We start from the raw sequence: 19,513 nt of genomic DNA, 5'->3' as shown, positions 1-19,513 counted from the left end.
TTCCAGACGAACATCCCATCCAGGAACTTGGGTGTGAACACGTACTCGTCGTCATTCCCTCGAGGACCGCACCGCACCCCTCTCCACGCCTTGTATCTTGCAGCGGCTCGACTAACTATCGAACTGGTGTTAAAAGCGACGTGCAAAATACAGTGCTCTGTAGGATCGCGAGACGGCGCTGAGATCAGCCTAATATCATCGGAGAACAGTCAACCACTTGGCTAGTATCTGAAATTCATCGCAGTCTCTTGATTTTGCAGGAATCTGTCCATCCAGCTATCATTATCCAGGATATATTCGGTCAGATCCTATCGCGATTAACCAGCCCCAATTGCTCCAAAGTCGCCGCAGTCTAGTGGTCCTACAGAGCAAAATACAGAGGATGCATGCAGCAGATCATTTTGAACAGGCGAGCGTAATACCAATATCAAGTTCATGGACTGCGTACGGCTGGAAGCGTAAATGAGAAGGTCGCGCCCTCCCCGGGTTCGGATTCGACCCAGATGTCACCGCCGTGGCGCTCGACGATTCGCTCGCACAGTGCGAGGCCGATGCCAGTTCCATCGTACTCGTCCTGGCTGTGAAGGCTCTCGAATACCTCGAACACCCGGTCGGCCTGCTCCGGGTCGATGCCGATCCCCCCGTCACTGACCGAGATCACCCGCTCGTCGCCGTTGTCAGTCTGCTCGACGGAGACGTGCACTCGCGGCGGGAGGTCGCCGCTATACTCGATCGCGTTGTCCAGCAGATTCTGGAAGAGCTGGCGGAGTTGCTCGGCGTCGCCTATGACGTGAGGGAGCCCTTCGGCAGTGATCTCGGCATCGTGCTCCTCGATTTTCACATGGAGGTCCTGATAGACGTCCGAGAATACGCTGTCGAGGTCGACCGGTTCGAGGGACTCTCCGCGAGTGTCGACACGGGAGTACTCGAGGAGACCGTCAATCATCGCTCGCATTCGGTCGGCGCCGTCGACGGCGAACGCGATGAACTCCTGGGCGTCTTCGTCGAGGCTGTCGGCGTAGCGGTGCTCGAGCAACTGGAGGTAGCTTGAAACCATCCGTAGTGGCTCCTGGAGGTCGTGGGAGGCAGCATAGGCGAACTGTTCGAGGCGTTCGTTGGACTCCTCGAGTTTCTCGACCACCTCCTCTAACCGTCGCTCGCGCTGCCTGCGTTCGGTGATGTCTTGGACAGCCCCTCGTAATGAAATAATCTCACCGTCGACGGTCTCCGGTACGCCCTGGAGTCGAAGCCAGCGCACGTCGTCACTGTCCGTTCGGATCCGTGCCTCCACGTCGAAGGACTCACCAGAGTCGAGCGCATTCTCGACGGCTTCCTGGACGATCGGCTGGTCGTCCTCGTGGTACATGTCGATTGCTTCCTCCAGCGGCGGTTCCTCGTCGGCGTCCACCTCCAGAACCTCGAAGATGTGGTCGGTCCAGAACACGTCCTGTGTCTCCACGTCGATCTCCCAGCCGCCGACGTCTGCGATGCGCTCGGTCTTCTCGAGCAAGTCCAGTGCTCGTTCGAGTTCTCGTTCGCGATTCTTCTGCTCGGTGATGTCGCTCGCCATACCGATCCATTCGACGATATTTCCGTCATCATCCAGCATCGGTACCGCACGCGAGAACGTCCAGCCCAGGCTTCCATCGACCTGCTCTACCCGGTGTTCCAGTTCGAAGGCGCTCTTGGTCCGGATCGCTTCGTTGATAGCCTTCTTGACACGCTCCATATCGTCCGAGTGAATGTATTTGTCGAGCCAATCGCTGGTCGATTCGTGTGTATCGGCGATGAAGTCCCGGCCTTCGAGATGGTGCATTTCGCTCCAATCGGGACTCATCCGATATACGACATCCGAGCTGGCGTTGACCAACGCTCGGAATCGCTCCTTGCTTTTCTGAAGCGCCTCCTCGGCTTTCTTATGGTCGGTGATATCACGCGTTGTCCCGGCGATGGCTTCGACTTCCCCCTCATCGTTGAGGACCGGTGCGAAGATGTAGTCATAGATTCGGTGGCCGAGTTCGGCATGTTCGAACGCTACCTCGCCACGGATGGGTTCTTTTGTCTCCACGACCTGATCGATCTCGCGCTTGTGCATCTCAGCGTGCCACGGCTCATAGCCAATTTCCAGCAGGGTCTTTCCTATGGACTCTTCGAGGGTCTGGCCCCACATTTCCAGCAGTGCCTCGTTTGCAAATATGAAGCGGTAGTCGAGGTTGAACGCGTAGACGAGGTCGGGAGTACTGGTGATAATGGTCTCGTAAAGCCGCCGCTCCTGTTCAGGCTCAGCGGTCACTCTTGTCAACTCTGTCTCCGAATCTTTGTGTTCGGTGCTATCAGTATTCGCGGGCGACTCCGCAATTTCGACGGCGTATGCGATTGTCACTCCTAACTCTGTGAGCGATTCTCGTTCAGCCGTCCCGAATCCTTGCGACCGGTTGGTGGCCAGATGCAAGACGCCGTATAGCGTCTCTTCGTAAACGAGGGGGATGAACGCACACGTTTGGTAGTCGTATTTGAGGGCGTGGTCGCGCCAATTCTCGCAAGGTGGGTCGTCAACGAGATTCTGTCTGACCGTGACCTCCCGTGTGCGCGCTGCTTCGTTTGCCAGTTTCTGTGGAGGTGATTCCCCTATGTCAAGCATTCCATCGAGCGTATTCTCTGCAATTCCGGCGGCCCCCGCCGGAATTACCCCCTCTTCCTCTGGATTATAGCGTCCAATCCATGCAAAGGCGTACAGCTCAGATGCGGCGAACTGCTCGCAAACTCGTTGGTGAATCTCGTTTTCGGTGTTAGCAGGAATCAACGCTCGGGTGACTCCTCCTATCACCTCGTTTATGGAGTGTCGTCCGAAAAGGCTCATTGATGACTCCATAATACTATAATTGGTTTACTCTACCGATTTCTGAAGTTGAGATATTATATCTTTTCGAACCAGTCTGATCGAGATTGAACAGTCCCCGTTTGTTCGACGCATCAAATGCGACATTCGCGCCCTGTATGCAGCAGACGCTCCAAGAATCGGAAGTAAACTGTTAGTTATCGGTGATGCGCTTGCCGGAGTGCATCTGCGGTCGCTGTTCCGGAAATTCGGATGTATTTCTGGGCGGTAGCGAAATCACTCCACCCCATCAAGGCCTGAAGCGGAACTGGCGCAACTCCTTGATAGGCGTGATAGCTCGCAGCGGTTGCTCGGAAACAGTGTGGGTAGACGCGCCCCCGAAGATCGGCAGTCTCCGCAGCTTCGTTCACCCGCCTATTGATCGTCGAGCGCGAATGTGGAAATGAATCGTAACGATTGACGAAGCGTTCGAGACACAATTCGAGACGCAACGACGGGTCGAACGGGATCGCCCGAGCGGACGAGACCGTCTTTGGGTGCCACCGGGCCTCTACTGCCTTGTCCTCGGTGAGGTCGTCACAGTGGGTCGCTTCCTGAGCTGCTTGGCGACGACAGTACCCACAAGCACACGGCTCGTGCTGTGGAATTTGGAGGAGCTTCCGATCCCAGTCAAACCAGTCGGTATTGAGATGTGAAATCTCGCCCCCACGGAGTCCGAGCCGACCTGCGACCAAACAGATGAACCGCGCTTGGAAATCATGGGGGCTAGGTAACTCCGAACAGGCTTCGAGCAACAACTCGAACTCTCGGTCGGTGAGAACATCTTCGTGAGAATGTCGTGTCGTCAATGCTCGTCGATGTCGCTTCGCCCACGATGATGACTCAGACTGATGCTGTGTCATTACAGCCAGAGGTGTGCGCGGTTACCAGAGAAACTATTCAAAGTTCAGATTGTTCTACAGTGCTGAATAGAGAGGGTATATTCACCAAGATACCTGATTTCGTCGTTTCCGGCTCTATTGGTTGATAATCGAGCAGGACAAGACAGTAGGTGATGGCGGGCGTACATTGGGTATGGATAACGACAATCACGATCCGGAGTCCACAGTCACTCACCACGGTCACGATGCTCCTCACGGGTACACTGACGCGGGTAGTTATGCTCACCCAGGTGGACTAACCGTCGCCGCAGATCAACTCCAGCTTGAGGCATCCGAGACGCGATTGGAGCCGGGGAAAACCCACGAGTGGACGTACCAGATACACGATGAGAATGGTGGCGTGGTCACGGAGTTCGAAGATACGCATGACCAGCTTGCTCACTTGATTCTCGTCCGTCGTGACCTCACGCGTTTCCAGCATCTTCATCCGACACTGGCCGACGACGGGACGTGGTTAGTAGAGTTGGTCCTTCCCGATCCCGGCGTTTACCGGGCATTCGTTGACGTCCTGGTAGATGGTCAGCCGACGACACTCGGTGTAGATGTACTATCGTCGGGGCCGGCTCAGTACGTAGAGCGTCCGCAAACCACACGAGAGGCCGCAGTCCAGGGATACAGTGTCGAACTTTCATCAGACCAGATCCCTGTGGGTGAGACTGTCGATATCGAGTTCGAGGTGCATCAGGGCGGAGGCGGCGTCGCTCATCTCGATCCGTATCTCGGTGCACTCGGCCACCTCGTAGCGCTTCGAGACGGTGACCTCGCATATCTTCACGTTCACCCCGAAGAGACAAACCCAGAGGACGGTATCGTTCGATTCGCCGTTCGATTCCCTACCACCGGTGGATACCGTCTCTTCCTCCAGGCGAAGCCCGATGGCGAGCTGATTACCGCCTCTTTCGACGTACAAACTGGAGAACGCTAACCCGTTTTCGGGCTACACCAGGTACAACCGTAAATGGAGAGCAAGAGATGCGCCGTGGGTCTTGTTTAGACGCGCGAAATCAGCCGGGTTAGGCCCTGATCGATTGTTCGATGTTTCTGACGGCAGCCTTTAGGACGAGTTCTCGAAACTGTCCAGACCACGTTCTTGCCTTAAGTGTTGAACCGAAACGCTTGCGCAACGCGAAAAATATCGATTCTACGATAGATCGTTGGTGGTAGGTTTCATCATCAATCCGAGCATTGTGTGCGGCGTCGAGCGAGTAGAACTCACGATGCTTGATTACCGGTTTAATCCCCTCGTTCCGCAGCATCTGCCGGAGTTCATCCCAATCAAACCCTTTGTCAGCGACGACAGTTTCCACGGTACTGAGATTTCTTTCAGGACTTGCCACGCAATCTGCGTGTCATGTGGTAGGTTCATCGAACAGTGGACATCGAGGATGGCTCGCGTAGAACAGTCTACGAGAATAGTGGTATTGACTGACTCAAACGTCCCTTTGACACGTTTTGCGTAGTTATGACACGACGAGCGATGAGCGATGCTGGTCGAGTCGATTACCTGGACCTCTCCGGTATTGAATAGTTCCGCCGACAGCTGCAACAGCATCCGCCAGACTGGCATCTTGAGCTCTTGTTTTCGAGCATAAACAGTCGTGAAGTCCGGCAGCTCATCCGGTGAAAGGCCGAGTTTGGCGACGATATCGGGCATTTCCCGAAGCACATCTAGCAACTGTCGATAGGAGTGATCGAGGTATTCTCGAAGGCCGTGAATCGCCACGATCACCCAATCAGCGTAGCCATCTTTTCCTTTGCTGAGGGGTTCTTTCGGATCGCTTCCGACAGCTTTTTGAGATAATTCGACGCATCGTTCGGTGAAGCGGGCCAGTTTAGAGTGCACATCCGACCGTGCTCGCTTCATTTCCTAGAAATCCCGACATAGAGGCAATATTACTAGCGTCTAAACACGGCCCGCGCCTTGTATCCAGCAGGCGAGATCAGAACTGACGAATTGGTGGTAAGAGCGGCGGACTAAATAGAATGGATGCAGCAAACCGATGGTGGTTCTCACACGCAATTTATACTGAACCAGCAGCGCAGTAGAGGGGCAAATCGATTACTGCTCGGTCGAGATGATGGTTTCACTGACTGTAGACAGTTCTTCACTCGCCTGTATCACTGATGGAAGCCGGTCGCCGGGCCACACAACGTCCACATCAGGCTCGTAGTGAATCAGTCCGCCGGCGGCCAGTTTCGGGAGTCGAGAGTGGACTAAATCGGTCCGCACCTTCTGTGGGTCCGTCTCTTCGAGCGTTGCAATCTGGGTAGCGAGTGATTCGACGCCGAGTGGCTCTTCGGCCAGTCCGAGTGCGCGGATAACGTACCACGACCGAGTATCTGCTGCGAGTTCGGCGAACGCCTGCGCGTCGGCGGAGAACGATTCAGCACCCGCTGCGACTAATCGGTTTGCATCGGTGCCGAGGGCAACATCCAGATGTCGCCGTTCGTTCGAGATCGCCGCGAACAACGACACGGCTCCCCCGCCGAGTGCGCCGAGAAGGGCGAGCAGTTTGGAGTCGAGTACAGTCGTGCCTCCGATCTGTTCGGCACTCACATATCCAAAGAGAAGGACTGCTGCGACGACTGTCCCCGTGAGACACCACTTCGCAATGTTCCAGCCGTCGCTACGAGGCACTTCGTGCGCCGCGATCCAGTAGCCACCGTAGACGATTGCCGCCGCTGGAGCGCTGACAAGGACGAGTTCGATCCCCCACGTTGTTATCGGTTCTGGATGAGCGACGAGATACGCAACGCCAGCAATCCCCAGTACAATGCCGACAGCCGTGACGAGCCATGATGCCAAATCGTAACGGACGTTCAGGCTCTCACGAGTGGTATTGGCTCCCATAAACTCTCACATCGATATTCGCAGCCACCGTCAAAAGACTTTCTTACAAAGAAATAAAAAGTCAAGAAATATGGCAGTGTGAGTGTCTTCCCTCTACTGACCGATCACTACTTTCCCAGGTCGACTTTCAGTCCTTGCAATATTCGTGCTTTGAGTTCAGCACGGCTGCTGAACACATCACTGACAGGGGATTTCAACAAGGCCAGCTGTTCAACAGCAAATCAAAATACTATTGCTCGAAAACACCTTGACCACCAAACAAACGCATAACCGTGCTCCTCTTTCCGGCTCCTCTTTCCGAATGCGACCGTCTTTCTCAAGTTCATTCTTAGATGCCGAGTCGAATTCCGATGAATATCGAAGTCCTCAGCAACCTCGCCAATTTGAATTGCAAGCCGGCTATCTGGCATATTGGTAATAGAAGCGGGGATGTTGTTGTCTCGGCTTGGACAATTAGTCGTCTATTTCGATATCCTGACAGGCTTCTACGATCTGGTCGAGTAGTGGCGAAAAGTTTCGGCTGCGAATATCGCCAGTCCGCCGATCAAACTCGATTGCACCGATCTCAACGAGCTTCGGGAGATCGGTATGAACCAAGTTTATTTGCACCTGTTCTCGAATATCGTTCGAAACTTCGGTGGTCGAAACGCTTTCGATTTCTGCTGACATTTCAATTGCAAGGGTCTCTACATCGGTAACTTCGACCGCGAGAAGATGATAAAGGAGATCTCGCCTGCGTTGGTTGGAGAGAACGGCGAGGAGTTTGTCGAGCTGACGGCGAGTTTCATCACTCGCGAATGGTGGCCCTCCTCTATCGTTATTCATAGGGGTAAAACGCCGTCACCGACTATAAATCAGAGGACATCGAGTTGTCAATGATCTTCGCGTGAACTGACCGAATGATACTCAACTCTTGATCGCGATTACTTTGCATGGATACCGAAGAGCGGGGGGTGCGTTGGCCGTTTTTGACCGCTGAGCGGTCACTTCCGTCGCGGCCCTTTGACCCTGACGTAGAACGTGCAGCCACTGCGCTCGTCCCGCCAGTTGCGGCGGCAATGGAAGCCGATCCATTCGTCATATCTACATTGAACGATCGTATCGACCCGGATAGTGTTGATCGTATTCTTACGGATTTCCCATCCGATTCGCAGTCGGGTGTTCGAATGGCGATCGAGGTGTCGTGGGACGGTGCCTCCGTGTTAGTTCGTGATGATGGACATATAGAAGAATACCCGACCGATCAAACGTCGGACCACAAAGAAGCTGCGGTGACGCTCGAGCATGACTGGCTGGGGAAGAATTCCCTCCTCTGGTCGGTTAGTCGGGCAATCGCGGCCAAATCGGGTAAGTCCCCAGCTGAGATCAGTGAGTTGCTTCGGGGGCGGCTTGATCCGGACGCCCTCGATCGCCTTCTTCAACCACTTTACGATGAATCAGAACGTCACGACAGTCGTCTTTTCCTCTCGGTGGATGGATACGAAGCCGTGATCGATCCTGATGGGAAGATCATAGTCGAGCCCTCGCTCGCTGTGCTCAAACGGTCAGGGACGACGCTCCTCGTTGTCGGTACCGTCCCCGAACAGGAGTTGGACCGAGCCGCTGCGACGTTGCTCGGCAACCCTGATGCTGCCCGCTCTCCCGTGTTCATCCAGCATGGACAAGATATCGAAACCGCCCGCCGACGCCTGTCGATGGCAGGTCTGACTGCGTCAAATGCCACGGCCCTGGTTGATCAATCGACTGCGAGGGCAGGCGCAGCAGCGGCCTCTGACGGGCCCAATACTGGTGACGATCACGGGCTGACGATTGTCCCGGTTTCGGACGGAATAAAAGCCTTCCCCGATATTTTTCACGAAACCATTTCGACGATCAGCCCGAGTGTGCCAGGAGAACTGAGAGTTAGCGTTGATTCCGTTCGCGCCATGCTCGTTTCGAGCGGCCTCAAGCAAACCAGTGAGGTCCTTAAAAACATCAGCCATATGGTTCGTGATCACAACGGAGTAGGGCACTTCCTGCTCCCGGTCGAGGCAGACAGCGACGAAGTTGAGGCGCTCACACCGGTATTCGATGCGATCGTCGAACTTCGCATGGGTGACGTCGGCATTGAGCAGCAGTGGCGGCTCACGGCGACCGGGTACGAGACGCCCTGGTTCTCTCTTGGATGACAGTCGAGATTCGCGAGTGCGACGACGAGTCTGGGATCAGCGTCATCGACCACATCGAAGGCCGACGGTTTTCGCTGTTGACCCAGCCGACGGTCACGCTCGAAATGGGCTCGAAGAACCGGTTTCGGGCTCCAGTCGACGATGCTGTTTCATGCCAAATAGATGAACTCGAACTGCCATATGTAGTGGCTGTCCTGGTTCGTGATGCGAGCGGCGAGATGGTAGCCGAGTGCCACGACTTCGCCCTGGAAGAACTGCCAGACGGCGAGTACGAAATCGAGATCGCAGCCCCAATCAAGCTCTATCTGCGGGTGTCGGGGCAAGTGACCATCCGTTCGTTGAGCGACACGATGTCCCTCTCGTTCGGTGAAGCGACTTCGGTTGACCTGGCAGCCCGATCGTATCACGATCAGCCAGCGGCGACGGTCACAACAACAGCTACTCCCGAAGATCTGATGGCGGCTATTTCGACGTTTGGATCGGCGCTCAAGACGACTAGTCCGGAGCGATCGTTCCCATCTCTTCGGGGACACCCCCCCGCTATCGAGCTTGGTGAATCACTTTCAATTCCGGATGCAGTCACTCCACCCGAGACCGACCTGCGAATCGAGGTGCCTCCTACCCGCTCAGCCGTGTACTCCGTCGCGACATTGGCTCACTATCTCGGCGCTCGCGTCGTACCAGGTGAGACTGCTCGCCTGCTTGCCGATGATGCTATCGTACGATCTCTGAAGGGGCCAGACGGTCTCCAAGGAGCCGTCACTGAAACATTACAGCAGGTGTTCCTGCTCGATTGTGTCGTCCGGACGGTAGGGCGGTATCCGTTGGACCTCCACGAACGCCGGGAACTCACAGAACGAATGGATCTTCCGCTTCGAGACCTCTACGATGCGCCGATCTCTGAGCGCGTCACTCGTTATCTGGACATCCCCTCGGAACCGGTACTGGATCTGGTTCCGACGTGGTACTTGTCGGTGCATCTGTCGCCAGCACCGGCTTCGACGGAATTCCTCTCGTATGCGGCGAACGCCCTGTCGATCATCAGCGTTGAGCAACGGGAACCGATCGACCCCCACCCAATCTCTCCACCAGGATATGAGGAATTTGTCAGGTCTACGATGTCGTCGACTGACACAGCCAATTCGTCGCCGGAATTATCGTACGTTCAGGTTTCAGCCACCGATACACTTGAGCGCACTTGGTTCGGCGAGGGACGTTCTGTGAACGCGAACGATCTGCACTTGGGTGGCGTCCGGAATCGATTCGACTCTCAAGCAACCGGCGATCCCATCAATATCGGCGTTGTTTGTAATGACGATCAAATGAGTGCCGAGGTAGACGATGGTGATCTCTACGGTGACCGCGAGGAGCTTCCATTTACGGTGACCGTCCACAGGGGACTCGCCTGCGATGATCTACGGGACCTACTCGCAACAGATCTCGATTTTCTCCATTATATCGGCCACGTGGAGCGTGGCGGATTCGTCTGTCGTGATGGGGTGCTCAACGCATCCGATCTCGATACCGTGGGTGTCGACACGTTCTTCTTGAATGGGTGTCGGTCCTACGATCAGGGTCTGTCTCTCATCGAAAGCGGAAGTATCGGCGGGATCGTAACCCACGGTGCGGTCGATAACACGAACGCGACCGCCGTCGGCCAGCTCGTAGCGGGGCTGCTCAATGCCGGTTATTCGCTTAGATCGGCGCTTACGGTTGTGGGGTATCGCTACACCGTCGAAGGTCGTTATACCGTTATTGGTGATGGTGGTGTCCAAATCGCACAATCCGAGAACGGGACACCGAATCTCTTGCGGATCTCCCGGCCGCCCGACGACGAGGGATACGAGCTTCAAATAGCGACGTATCCAACGCTTGGGCCCGCCATGGGCGCCTGTTACACGCCTTACGTTCCCAGCGTTGACCAACATTTTCTCGTCGGTGGTGAACTTCCGCCAATCAGGCTATCGCTGCCAGAAATCGTCAATCTCCTCTCTCTTGAGCGAGTTCCAGCGATTGTGGACGACGAGTTTCACTGGTCGACTGATGTCACTTCTGCCGACCTTCCTTAGCCGATAGTGGATCCGTTGCCGGCGGCTACAGTGCCTGCTTGGGACAGGAGGAGGCATATCATAAACAATACGCCCATTAGTCGCGGATTATTGGCTAAAGTTGCGGTGAGGGAACTGTTTTCTGCCATTGCATCCGTTCGTTACGATCTGGATCCCATGGACTTTCGGGTGGACATTTGAACGTAACTAATACCCCACTACTCTACTGGCTATCCAATTATACGAAGTAATATACTATTTCTTAGGAAATGACGACAATAACTCGGCTAGCTCCGCACACAATGCCGAGATGGAAGACAACCCATCAGACTGTTCTTTAAACGTTAATATTGTCAAAGACCCATCGTATGATGCTTCGATTGTCTCCATCGATGAAGAAAATTTGAGGGAGGCCGTGATTATGACCGGATTCTTTAGGAGGCCACAGATCAAAAAACAGTGCGAGACGGAGAAGATGGCAAGTGGAGATACGAACAATTTACTGTGATACCAAAATCAACCGACGCATTTTAACAGGTTGACACGACGGTTGAATCGCTCCCCTACTTTGATGATTTCGATCACCCCCTTAGGTGTCTATGTGCAGTCCGATAGTGATGGTATCGTGGTAGCAATCGTTGACCACTGGCAAACATAGCCCTCGTGCATTTGTTTCTTCTGTATTGAGCGATCGATCTCCCGTCTGGTCGGCCACCAATTTCTGCCCAATTCGCGCTCTATATTCAGCACACCCTTGTGCACACCTCCTGAATCTGGTAGAAATCTTGGCGACCACTAAGCATCTTCACACACCATACATTCAATCTCTTCGAAAATCTTCGGGTAGTTCTCTCGCAAGACGTCTATATCCTTCTCGAGATCGCGGATACGCTGGCGAGCTGTCGATTCAACCTTGTATCGATAGTTGTCTTTCACATCAGCATCTCCAGCAAGAATTTCTCGTTCACGGTCGGTCAACAACGCCCGGCCAGATGACATTACACCCGCTTCAACGGCATCATTCATACATTATATGGTATATACGGCCACTGATAAGGGGCTTACGGAATTTAGTATATACTATATCTAGAAAGAACTAAGACCCTCCAAACGAATGAACTATCCATACGAGCCACTCAACGGTGCAATTGCGCCGTAGAAACGCCAAGTTAGGGCTTGGCGCGGGTCGGTTCGTGTACCCCTGGAAGGATACGCAGAACCATGCGAGAATATAACGCCAATCCCCTTAAACTAGCGGGGAACGAAACACAAGCAGAGAACGGTTTCCGACGCTACGGCCGGTCGGACGCCGAAGGAATCCACATCGACGTCGAGTTTTCAGCGACGCCAGGCTACGGCTCGAGCGGCGAACTTCGAGCCGATGGCGGCGACGAGTTCGAACAGACCGTCTGCCGCTGCGGCGGCTGTGAGCGTACGTTCAGTAAGGACGGTGCCATTCACGCCAATGCGAAAGATGGCGAACTCGCCCAGTACGACACGCCACGATGCCCGTTCTGCGGGACGGAGATCGATAACGAGCGCACCCAGACGCGTACGGTCACCTGGGATCTCGAGGCGATCGACCGATGAGCGTGAGCGCATACAACCCAGCGGTTCGCGAGCTCCCGACGTCGGAACCCGTCGCCGAACAGTACGGCGAGGACCCGGCCCGATTCCTCTGTCTCGACGACCTGCATCTCGCGTTCGCACGCATTCGCGGGATTAACGATCTCGAACTCCTCGAGGCCTGGCGAGCGGTCGAGACCTCGAAAGGCGGCGACCGACGCCGCGTTCACCGAGCACTCGACGCTCGTGAGCGCGAAATATTGGGGGAACCGGTTGATTCATCTACATCATCGGAGAAGACCGAAACGGGTCCAGCGTTCCCAGACGTACCAGAGGCACCCACCCCGGACCCTTCTCCCAACCACCCCGATTCGCGCCTCGAGACCGACGAGGTTCTGGTCATCCCGCGAGGCGACCGAACCGAGTATGTAACGCCCGCGAGCGCTGGCGCCGACGCGCCCTACGTCTCCCGGACGCTCGACGAGAACGGCGACGTCTGGAACGAGAACGACGACCTCCGGAACGACGATCTCCTCCGGCGGCTCAACGGCGAGCACGAACGAACGACGACTGACGAAGTATCAGCGGCACTCGGGGGTGGTGCGTAGATGGCCCACGTTCCGAACGAGACGATCGCAGAGAACATCCTGGAGACGATCGATCGACTTGTCGACGCAGGCGAGACGGACGCCGCCAACGGTGGTGTTGCCTCGAGCCGGATTGCTGAGGAACTCGAGCGTTCGCCGACGACGATTACACGATACTGTACGGCACTCGTCGAACGCGGAGACCTCGAGCACTGTCGTGGGATCGGCCCGATGGGCGTCCGGGACTCCTACCTCCCGGCCGACGGCGAGCCCGAACCCGAAGAGCAACCCGTCTGGGAACGACAAAAACTCGTCACTGACGGCGGCTCGATCGAGACTGACCCAACGAGAGTCGCCCACTGCAAGGCAGATGAAACGGATGTCTACGTCGGTCGCGGGCCCGGTGGGAGACACCTGCTGAACTCGCTCGTCGACGATCGTGGATGGCTCGGAAACCCGTTCACAGTAGACGAGTACGACCGGGCCGAGAGCATCCGAAAGTTCCGAACCGAGTTTGAAGCGAAGCTAGAGCGCGACCCGACGTTCGCCGAAGCGGTGGCAAATATCTCGGGGAAAACGCTCGGGTGCTGGTGCCAACGCCTTACTGACGATGAACCCGCGTGCCATGCGGAAGTAATCGCGGAGTGGGCCGACCGACTCGACCGCTCACAACAGGCTGATACCGACGCCGCGAGGGCCGACCGATGACCGACGACGAACACCCGCTCGAGGAACTCCTCACGAACGCCGACGAGGAACTCGAACTCGAGGACGTCACGATCGACACTGAACAGTTCCACACCGATCTCGTCGAAGTGGCCCAGGCCGCCGAGTCGATCGAAACCCTCGCGACGGATCTGCGAGCGCTGCGCCGAAGTGGCCTCACCGACGAGGACGTGGTCGCGTTGCTCTACGGCCGGAACGCGAGTCTGAACAAGTCCACCATCGAGACGGCGCTCGAAACCATCGACGAGACGATCGCCGACCTCGAGAGCGGGAAGCGCAAACCGAAACGCGATCTGCTGGTTCGACTGCTCTACGATCTGTCGGGACTGGGGAAACGGGAGACCGAGACGGTCGTCGACGAACTCGAGGCGCTGGTCGAACGCTACGGATACGATGACCTCCAGGAGGGCAACGATGTCTGAAGATTCCCTCACCGTCGTCGACCTCTTCGCAGGCGCGGGCGGGATCTCGACAGGCGCCATCGACGGCGCGAAGAATCTCGGCTACACGCCCGGCGAGGACTTCCACCTCGCGGCGATCAACCACAACGAGTACGCGATCGCGACCCACGAGAAAAACCACCCGTGGGCCGACCACTACCATACAAAGGTCGAGGCAATCTTCCCGCCGGACGTTGCCAAGCCCGGAACGGTCGACCTGCTGACGGCTGGCCCCTCGTGTACGCATTTCTCGAACGCACGCGGCGGCAAGCCCGTGAAAGACCAGGAACGCGCCTCGCCGTGGCACGTCCTCCGGTGGGTCGAACTCCTGCAACCCAAACACCTGTTGATCGAGAACGTCGGTGAGCTCCGATCGTGGGGGCCAGTTGAAGAGAACGGCAGGCCCTCGAACGACGGCTCGATCTACGAGCGCTGGATCGGAATGCTGCATGCGCTCGGGTACACCGTCGTTCGTGACGACAAGGACCGCTACGGCGTCAAGCTCCGGGCGGCCGACTACGGCGACCCGACGACCCGACAGCGCCTGTTCGTGATCGCCTCGCGAACCAACCGCCCGACGCCACCGGAACCCACGCATTCGAACGACCCGACCGACGACCTCGAGGACTGGGTGCCAGCCAGCGAGATAATCGACTGGAGCGACCGGGGCGAGTCGATGTTCACGCGCTCGAAGGCACTCGCGAGCAAGACGATGGTTCGCATCGCGAAGGGCATCCGCGACCACTGCAACGACCGACTCGCGCCCTACGCGGAGGCTCTTGAGCGAATGGACGAAGCAGACATTTACGCGCTCCAGGATGACGTCGTTCCGGTCGAAGACGTCGAGGACGCGATCGAGAAGCGGACCGAACCGTTCCTGGTCCGTGGCGAGGTCGCCGTCGACGACGAGACGTCGACGCCGATGGTGATGGGCCAGCACGGCGGCGCCTACCCGAGAGACGCCGAGACGAAACCGGTATCGACCATCACGACACGCGGCGCCATCCACTACATCGAGGCACAGGCGTTCGTCCTCCCCCGGAACGGTTCGGCTCGTGGCAAGCACTCGAACCCGGCCTACGACCCCGACGACCGACCGTTCCATACGGTCACGGCCCGCAATCACGACGGTCGGCTGTTCTCGCCGTTTCTCGTCCAGTACAACGGGACGCCAGAGCACTCGGTGAAGTCGATCGACGATCCACTCCCGACGCTCACCAAACGTGCTCGGTACGCACTGGCCGATCCGGCGGTCTACCCGTTCGGAATCGACCTCCGGTACCGGATGCTCGACCCGCCAGAGACCAAACGAGCACAGGGCTTCCCGGCGGACTACGAGATCACGGGCGACACGAAGAAAGACCGGCGGGCCCAGATCGGCAACGCCGTCCCGGTCGGGATGGCGCGAGCTCTTTGTGAGCACATCCTCGCGACCGAGGCACCGTCGCTGTCTACCTACGGCGCCGGGTTTCCCACTGACGCCGACGTTGAGATCCCTCCGTACGAGGAGGTGGCGAGCGATGACTAGCCGGACGCTCTCGTGTCCATCGTGCTCGAGCACGGTTCACACGCTGAACACGCGGTGTCCCTACTGTGGGACGGGTCTCCCGGAGGCGATTCGGTCATGATCCAGACCCAGACCATCGACCTCCCGGAAATCGACCTCGAGCGAGCGATGTGGGGCCTCGCCGCGATCGCCCTGGTCGCAGATATCGCGACGACCGCGCATGGACTCGAGGCTGGCCTCACGGAATCGAACCCGATCGCGAGCGACGTGATCGACGGCCACGGCATGGTCGGGATGGTGGCGATGAAACTCGGGGCTGTTGCGGTCGCTCTCGCGTGCCGGACGGTACTCGACAAACAGTACCGACCGATAGCTCCAGCAGGATTGGCCGTACCATGGCTCGTCGCCGTCTGTCTCAACGTCTACCTCATCGGGGTGGTCGCATGAGCACCGTACCGACGGTCTACGGCGCCGATCTCACCGGGAACCGCTGTCTCAACTGCGAGACGCGAGTGCTCGAGGGGACCATCCGCGTGTTCGGATCGAACGACGGCGACCTCTTCGCATGTCCAGCCTGCACGCCCCTCCGCGACCTGCAGCGCGGCGCCGGTTCGAATCCGGACTTCACGCGCCAGGAGGACGGCCAATGAGACGCGTCATCGAGGACAACGGCCGGTTCAACTGGCAACTCGCTGTGACGGGCAACGATGTCGTCGCGTCGTTCCACTATCCGGGCGACAAGTCGATCTACTACTCAACGGAGCGCATCGCGAACAGGCTTCGCGACCCCAGCGAGTTCGGATTGCTTCCGCTCGAGGTGATCGAGCGGTATCACCGCAAATCGCAGACGGACACGCCGATGGGCGTCCTCGCCCGGAAGGTCCGGGCGGCCGTTCACGACGATGCCAGCGAGGTGCCGGCATGACCGACGACCTCCCGGAGGCGACCCAGCAGGACGTCGAACAGGCGATCGACCAATTAGAGGAGGACGACGATGCACGATAGAACCCCACTCGACGATCTGGACCGCGAACTGACCGAAGAAACACTCACCGAGCTGTGCGCCCGGCGACTCACCATCGAGGAGATCGGCGAGTTCACGGGTGAGGGCGAGCGCCACGTCGAGCGGGCGTTGAACCAGTACGGACTCGAGGCGACGGGCTACCGACCGCCCTCCGGCAGCGTGGCGGCGGACCTGCTCTCGAGTGGGTCTGAGGAGGAAAGCGAAGAGCCGACGACCCAGCGGACGACACTCGAGAAATTTGCAGGTGGTTCAGCATGAACGAAGAGTGTCAGTCCTCGAGCGGTATTGATCAGCCAGTCTTACCAGTTGGGTCCGCCTCATCGTCGCTCGAGGCGGCATCTAATTTTTTGAACGATGGCTTCTCACACGAGCACCCGTTTCTGCCGATGGGGAGGATCGTACCATCTGTATATTCGTGTGCAGCATACATTGCTTCACAGTTCACACAGAGGCACACTATCCGCTTTTTCTGCCCATTGCGTTCACTCATATCGTTACACTTCCTGAAAGTGATATACTCTGTATCATGGGCTGTAATAACATATCATGCCGGCAATTTCAAGGTTTCATTACAGCCGGGGACTGATCGTTCGGGGGTGGACAAATGAACGCAAAAGCCTGGATAGAGCAGACCCTCGAGCGCCTGGAAATGGTCTCGTGGGACCGGTTCACCGAGAGCTACGACGATGGGCTCGGGAAGTTCTACACGGTGTACGGCTGGATAGACCGCGAGAAGGACGATTACAAGGACTTCGTAGTTCTTCGATTCTTCCCCGATACCGACGAGCACCTAATCAGCTACACGACGTCATCCGATAAGTACACCCACGAGATTCACCGTCTCCTTTTCGACAAGGGCGACGGTCACAACGACTGCCAGCGAGTCGAGCACACGTTTGACGTTTCGAACGTGATCGAGCTCGAGGAGACGAAACAGATCATGCTATCCGCGACGGAAGAACAGCCAAACGACTAACAGCCACCAGCTCGCTCACGGCGACACGAGTTCACGACTCACTGTGGCTTTCGGCGCGTCGGCTCGAGCGCCGATCCACCGGCCACGGCTGGCCCCCGAAACCAGGCCCGGAGGCGCACAATCGCCCGAGACGACCCCTGGCCGCGCTGTAGGTCCATCATGCACCTTGCGCACCACCACATCGGGCCAGCATGGTCTCCCACCGTTGCCTGTTACCTCCACTTTCGTTCCGAGGCTGAGTGTTTCTACCCAGCGCTGCGAACGACAGCGTATGCTCTCGTGCGAGTGGCGTGACTGCGACCGGAACTCAGACTACCGGTTCAACGTGAAAAACCGACGTCGAGTCTCCCAGCGCATCGAGTACTACTGTGAGCGTCACGCCTTCGACCGGATCGAGGAAGCAAACCGAGACCCGTGGCTCGAGATCATGTCGTCGACGAAGGAGTGAAGTCGTGAACTCAGACTATTGGCCCTACAATTTACCAGTAAGCATATCCTGGTTAGAATATGAATCCCAACAGAACTAGTGATAGAGCAAAACGGCCCTCTATTTCCGAAGAAGCGCTTATAGACGATATCAAGAGGTTAAAAAAGCGGTTTGGTCGACCTCCGAAACAGAAAGAGATGGACAAGTTTGGAACGTTCAATTCGGGAACGTACAGATACAGGTTCGGGTCGTGGAATAACGCAATCCTGAAAGCAGGATTCGAGCCACGGACTAAATCCTCCGGTGTCTCTGACGAAGAACTCCTTTCCGAATTGAAGCAATTGAACGAGGATCTTGATCGCATTCCAAGACGGGACGATATCACCGAACACTCGAAATATAGCCTTCATCTATACGATTCTCGGTTTGGTGGTGTGGTCAAATCCTTAGAAGAAGCTGGGATTGAGGTTCCTGAACACAGAAAGGCGTCTTCGACGACCTGGATCATGAGTAGCGAACTTATCAAAGAGATCCAACGGTTAGCGAACGAGTTTGGGAGGCCACCATCTTTCTCTGAAATGGACGAACACGGGGACGTCAAAGCGCGAACTATCTCAAAGCGGTTCGGCTCATGGGCCGAGGCAATCTCGGAAGCTGGCCTGGATCCTGACGAGGTACCAACGTCAGGAATCGATCCAATACCGGAAAAAGAACTACTCGAGGAAATTCGGTCGTTGAATAGCAAACACGGAAAACGGCCAACGGCTACGATGATGAACGAGGAGGGCGATTACTCCGCCACAACCTATTACAACCGGTTTGAGGGGTCATGGTCGGACTTTGTCGATTTGGCCCTCGATCAATAGCTCGGGCCAATCGGAGAAATGAGAGCGGATCTATCGCTGAACCTTCTCTGTGTAGACGCCAAACAGCATCAGGACAAATCCAGCCAACCCTACGAGTCCTCCAATTATGCTGGAGCCTTGAGCGGCAATCATGATTCCAGCAAACACCAGGAAGAACCCGCCAATATACCCGAAAGCCAACTTTGCAACCCATCCCAGGAACCTTACGAATGACATGATCTACCTCTGTACGTGAAATACCAAAAGCATTAGGGCTGTGAGCGTTCTACTTTCTAGAATCCTTACTTCTATAGACACGTATCCCTACAGGTAGCATATGCTTCGTGCCGTAATAGTACTGGCAATCGGACTGGCAGTCACACTCGTCTTTGCTGTGATGGGAACAGCTGGAGCAACAGAGTGGCTAGTTTGTGACACACTTGGAATGGATTGGTTCACGATCTGCGAATAGCCCTCGAGTGAGCGCTGGGCCGATCGGCCCGAACGCCTTTGCGTTTCTATGTAGTACTACATGACGAGATGCCCGCGATACGGATGACCTGCCACA

The 19,513-nt window shown here is 56.6% G+C and carries 24 protein-coding genes and 1 pseudogene; 16 read left to right on the top strand and 9 right to left on the bottom strand.

What is annotated here, in order from left to right; genetic code table 11:
- Window positions 1-433: 433 nt before the first annotated feature.
- Together J1N60_RS20685 and J1N60_RS20680 are read right to left on the bottom strand one after the other, a co-directional pair.
- Window positions 434-2,860 carry a sensor histidine kinase gene (locus J1N60_RS20685; protein WP_425499299.1) on the bottom strand — a complete coding sequence of 809 codons (2,427 nt, stop codon included), beginning with the start codon at window positions 2,858-2,860 and terminating at the stop codon, window positions 434-436.
- Between the two features lie 176 nt (window positions 2,861-3,036).
- Window positions 3,037-3,741 (bottom strand): tyrosine-type recombinase/integrase, encoded by a 705-nt coding sequence (locus J1N60_RS20680; RefSeq protein WP_425499298.1) that lies wholly within the window; start codon window positions 3,739-3,741, stop codon window positions 3,037-3,039.
- A 172-nt stretch (window positions 3,742-3,913) separates the two neighbouring features.
- Between J1N60_RS20680 and J1N60_RS14505 the strand changes: the two genes are divergently transcribed.
- Window positions 3,914-4,705 (top strand): hypothetical protein, encoded by a 792-nt coding sequence (locus J1N60_RS14505; protein ID WP_312908514.1) that lies wholly within the window; start codon window positions 3,914-3,916, stop codon window positions 4,703-4,705.
- An 88-nt stretch (window positions 4,706-4,793) separates the two neighbouring features.
- Here the strand turns inward: J1N60_RS14505 and J1N60_RS14500 are convergent.
- From J1N60_RS14500 to J1N60_RS14490, 3 genes and pseudogenes are all read right to left on the bottom strand, one after another.
- A pseudogene (locus J1N60_RS14500) lies at window positions 4,794-5,623 on the bottom strand (IS5 family transposase).
- A 216-nt stretch (window positions 5,624-5,839) separates the two neighbouring features.
- Complete coding sequence (locus J1N60_RS14495) at window positions 5,840-6,631, bottom strand: DUF7344 domain-containing protein (protein WP_312908512.1); 792 nt, start codon at window positions 6,629-6,631, stop codon at window positions 5,840-5,842.
- Window positions 6,632-7,084: 453 nt separating this feature from the next.
- Complete coding sequence (locus J1N60_RS14490; RefSeq protein ID WP_312908510.1) at window positions 7,085-7,456, bottom strand: DUF7344 domain-containing protein; 372 nt, start codon at window positions 7,454-7,456, stop codon at window positions 7,085-7,087.
- Window positions 7,457-7,563: 107 nt separating this feature from the next.
- On the opposite strand from J1N60_RS14490, the gene J1N60_RS14485 reads away from it, so the two are divergent.
- Both J1N60_RS14485 and J1N60_RS14480 read left to right on the top strand, forming a co-directional pair.
- Window positions 7,564-8,799 carry a DUF7504 family protein gene (locus J1N60_RS14485; RefSeq protein WP_312908509.1) on the top strand — a complete coding sequence of 412 codons (1,236 nt, stop codon included), beginning with the start codon at window positions 7,564-7,566 and terminating at the stop codon, window positions 8,797-8,799.
- Entirely contained in the window at window positions 8,796-10,868 is a 2,073-nt protein-coding gene (locus J1N60_RS14480; RefSeq protein WP_312908508.1) for a hypothetical protein, read from the top strand. Before J1N60_RS14485 ends, J1N60_RS14480 begins: the two co-directional genes overlap by 4 nt.
- On the opposite strand, the gene J1N60_RS20675 is transcribed toward J1N60_RS14480, so the two are convergent.
- On the bottom strand, window positions 10,865-10,996 hold the full coding sequence (locus J1N60_RS20675) for a DUF7503 family protein (protein ID WP_425499297.1): 132 nt from the start codon (window positions 10,994-10,996) through the stop codon (window positions 10,865-10,867). The two genes, J1N60_RS14480 and J1N60_RS20675, sit on opposite strands and share 4 nt — an antisense overlap.
- A 161-nt stretch (window positions 10,997-11,157) precedes the next feature.
- Here J1N60_RS20675 and J1N60_RS14475 point away from each other — a divergent pair, with 161 nt between their 5' ends.
- Window positions 11,158-11,355 carry a hypothetical protein gene (locus J1N60_RS14475; RefSeq protein WP_312908506.1) on the top strand — a complete coding sequence of 66 codons (198 nt, stop codon included), beginning with the start codon at window positions 11,158-11,160 and terminating at the stop codon, window positions 11,353-11,355.
- A gap of 287 nt (window positions 11,356-11,642) precedes the next feature.
- On the opposite strand, the gene J1N60_RS14470 is transcribed toward J1N60_RS14475, so the two are convergent.
- On the bottom strand, window positions 11,643-11,873 hold the full coding sequence (locus J1N60_RS14470; RefSeq protein ID WP_312908505.1) for a hypothetical protein: 231 nt from the start codon (window positions 11,871-11,873) through the stop codon (window positions 11,643-11,645).
- Between the two features lie 195 nt (window positions 11,874-12,068).
- Between J1N60_RS14470 and J1N60_RS14465 the strand changes: the two genes are divergently transcribed.
- The 10 genes from J1N60_RS14465 to J1N60_RS14420 all read left to right on the top strand — a co-directional run bounded on the left by J1N60_RS14465 (window position 12,069) and on the right by J1N60_RS14420 (window position 17,673).
- Complete coding sequence (locus J1N60_RS14465) at window positions 12,069-12,437, top strand: hypothetical protein (RefSeq protein ID WP_312908504.1); 369 nt, start codon at window positions 12,069-12,071, stop codon at window positions 12,435-12,437.
- On the top strand, window positions 12,434-13,021 hold the full coding sequence (locus J1N60_RS14460) for a DUF8129 domain-containing protein (RefSeq protein WP_312908502.1): 588 nt from the start codon (window positions 12,434-12,436) through the stop codon (window positions 13,019-13,021). The genes J1N60_RS14465 and J1N60_RS14460 overlap by 4 nt, the downstream gene beginning before the upstream one ends.
- Entirely contained in the window at window positions 13,022-13,708 is a 687-nt protein-coding gene (locus J1N60_RS14455) for a DUF4326 domain-containing protein (protein ID WP_312908501.1), read from the top strand.
- Window positions 13,705-14,148 (top strand): hypothetical protein, encoded by a 444-nt coding sequence (locus tag J1N60_RS14450; RefSeq protein ID WP_312908499.1) that lies wholly within the window; start codon window positions 13,705-13,707, stop codon window positions 14,146-14,148. The genes J1N60_RS14455 and J1N60_RS14450 overlap by 4 nt, the downstream gene beginning before the upstream one ends.
- Window positions 14,141-15,694 (top strand): DNA cytosine methyltransferase, encoded by a 1,554-nt coding sequence (locus J1N60_RS14445; RefSeq protein ID WP_312908498.1) that lies wholly within the window; start codon window positions 14,141-14,143, stop codon window positions 15,692-15,694. The genes J1N60_RS14450 and J1N60_RS14445 overlap by 8 nt, the downstream gene beginning before the upstream one ends.
- Before the next feature lie 96 nt (window positions 15,695-15,790).
- A complete protein-coding gene (locus J1N60_RS14440; protein WP_312908497.1) occupies window positions 15,791-16,120 on the top strand; it encodes a DUF5658 family protein in 330 nt (109 codons plus the stop codon).
- Window positions 16,117-16,323, top strand: a complete 207-nt coding sequence (locus J1N60_RS14435; RefSeq protein ID WP_312908495.1) for a DUF7563 family protein — start codon at window positions 16,117-16,119, stop codon at window positions 16,321-16,323. The genes J1N60_RS14440 and J1N60_RS14435 overlap by 4 nt, the downstream gene beginning before the upstream one ends.
- Entirely contained in the window at window positions 16,320-16,598 is a 279-nt protein-coding gene (locus J1N60_RS14430) for a hypothetical protein (RefSeq protein ID WP_312908494.1), read from the top strand. The genes J1N60_RS14435 and J1N60_RS14430 overlap by 4 nt, the downstream gene beginning before the upstream one ends.
- A gap of 69 nt (window positions 16,599-16,667) precedes the next feature.
- Window positions 16,668-16,955, top strand: a complete 288-nt coding sequence (locus J1N60_RS14425) for a hypothetical protein (protein WP_312908493.1) — start codon at window positions 16,668-16,670, stop codon at window positions 16,953-16,955.
- Window positions 16,956-17,301: 346 nt separating this feature from the next.
- Window positions 17,302-17,673 (top strand): hypothetical protein, encoded by a 372-nt coding sequence (locus J1N60_RS14420; RefSeq protein ID WP_312908491.1) that lies wholly within the window; start codon window positions 17,302-17,304, stop codon window positions 17,671-17,673.
- Window positions 17,674-17,711: 38 nt separating this feature from the next.
- Here J1N60_RS14420 and J1N60_RS14415 read toward each other — a convergent pair whose 3' ends face one another.
- On the bottom strand, window positions 17,712-17,834 hold the full coding sequence (locus J1N60_RS14415; protein WP_312908489.1) for a hypothetical protein: 123 nt from the start codon (window positions 17,832-17,834) through the stop codon (window positions 17,712-17,714).
- Window positions 17,835-17,944: 110 nt separating this feature from the next.
- Between J1N60_RS14415 and J1N60_RS14410 the strand changes: the two genes are divergently transcribed.
- Both J1N60_RS14410 and J1N60_RS14405 read left to right on the top strand, forming a co-directional pair.
- Window positions 17,945-18,121, top strand: a complete 177-nt coding sequence (locus tag J1N60_RS14410) for a hypothetical protein (protein ID WP_312908487.1) — start codon at window positions 17,945-17,947, stop codon at window positions 18,119-18,121.
- Window positions 18,122-18,180: 59 nt separating this feature from the next.
- A complete protein-coding gene (locus J1N60_RS14405) occupies window positions 18,181-18,966 on the top strand; it encodes a homing endonuclease associated repeat-containing protein (RefSeq protein WP_312908485.1) in 786 nt (261 codons plus the stop codon).
- Between the two features lie 30 nt (window positions 18,967-18,996).
- Here the strand turns inward: J1N60_RS14405 and J1N60_RS14400 are convergent, their stop codons facing one another.
- Window positions 18,997-19,182 carry a hypothetical protein gene (locus J1N60_RS14400; protein WP_312908483.1) on the bottom strand — a complete coding sequence of 62 codons (186 nt, stop codon included), beginning with the start codon at window positions 19,180-19,182 and terminating at the stop codon, window positions 18,997-18,999.
- Window positions 19,183-19,513: the final 331 nt, after the last annotated feature.

Origin of the sequence: Natronosalvus caseinilyticus (genome assembly GCF_017357105.1) — an archaeon.
Taxonomy (GTDB): domain Archaea; phylum Halobacteriota; class Halobacteria; order Halobacteriales; family Natrialbaceae; genus Natronosalvus; species Natronosalvus caseinilyticus.
The sequence above is the reverse complement of the archived record's forward strand: the minus strand, read 5'-3'. Positions and strand labels throughout refer to the sequence as shown.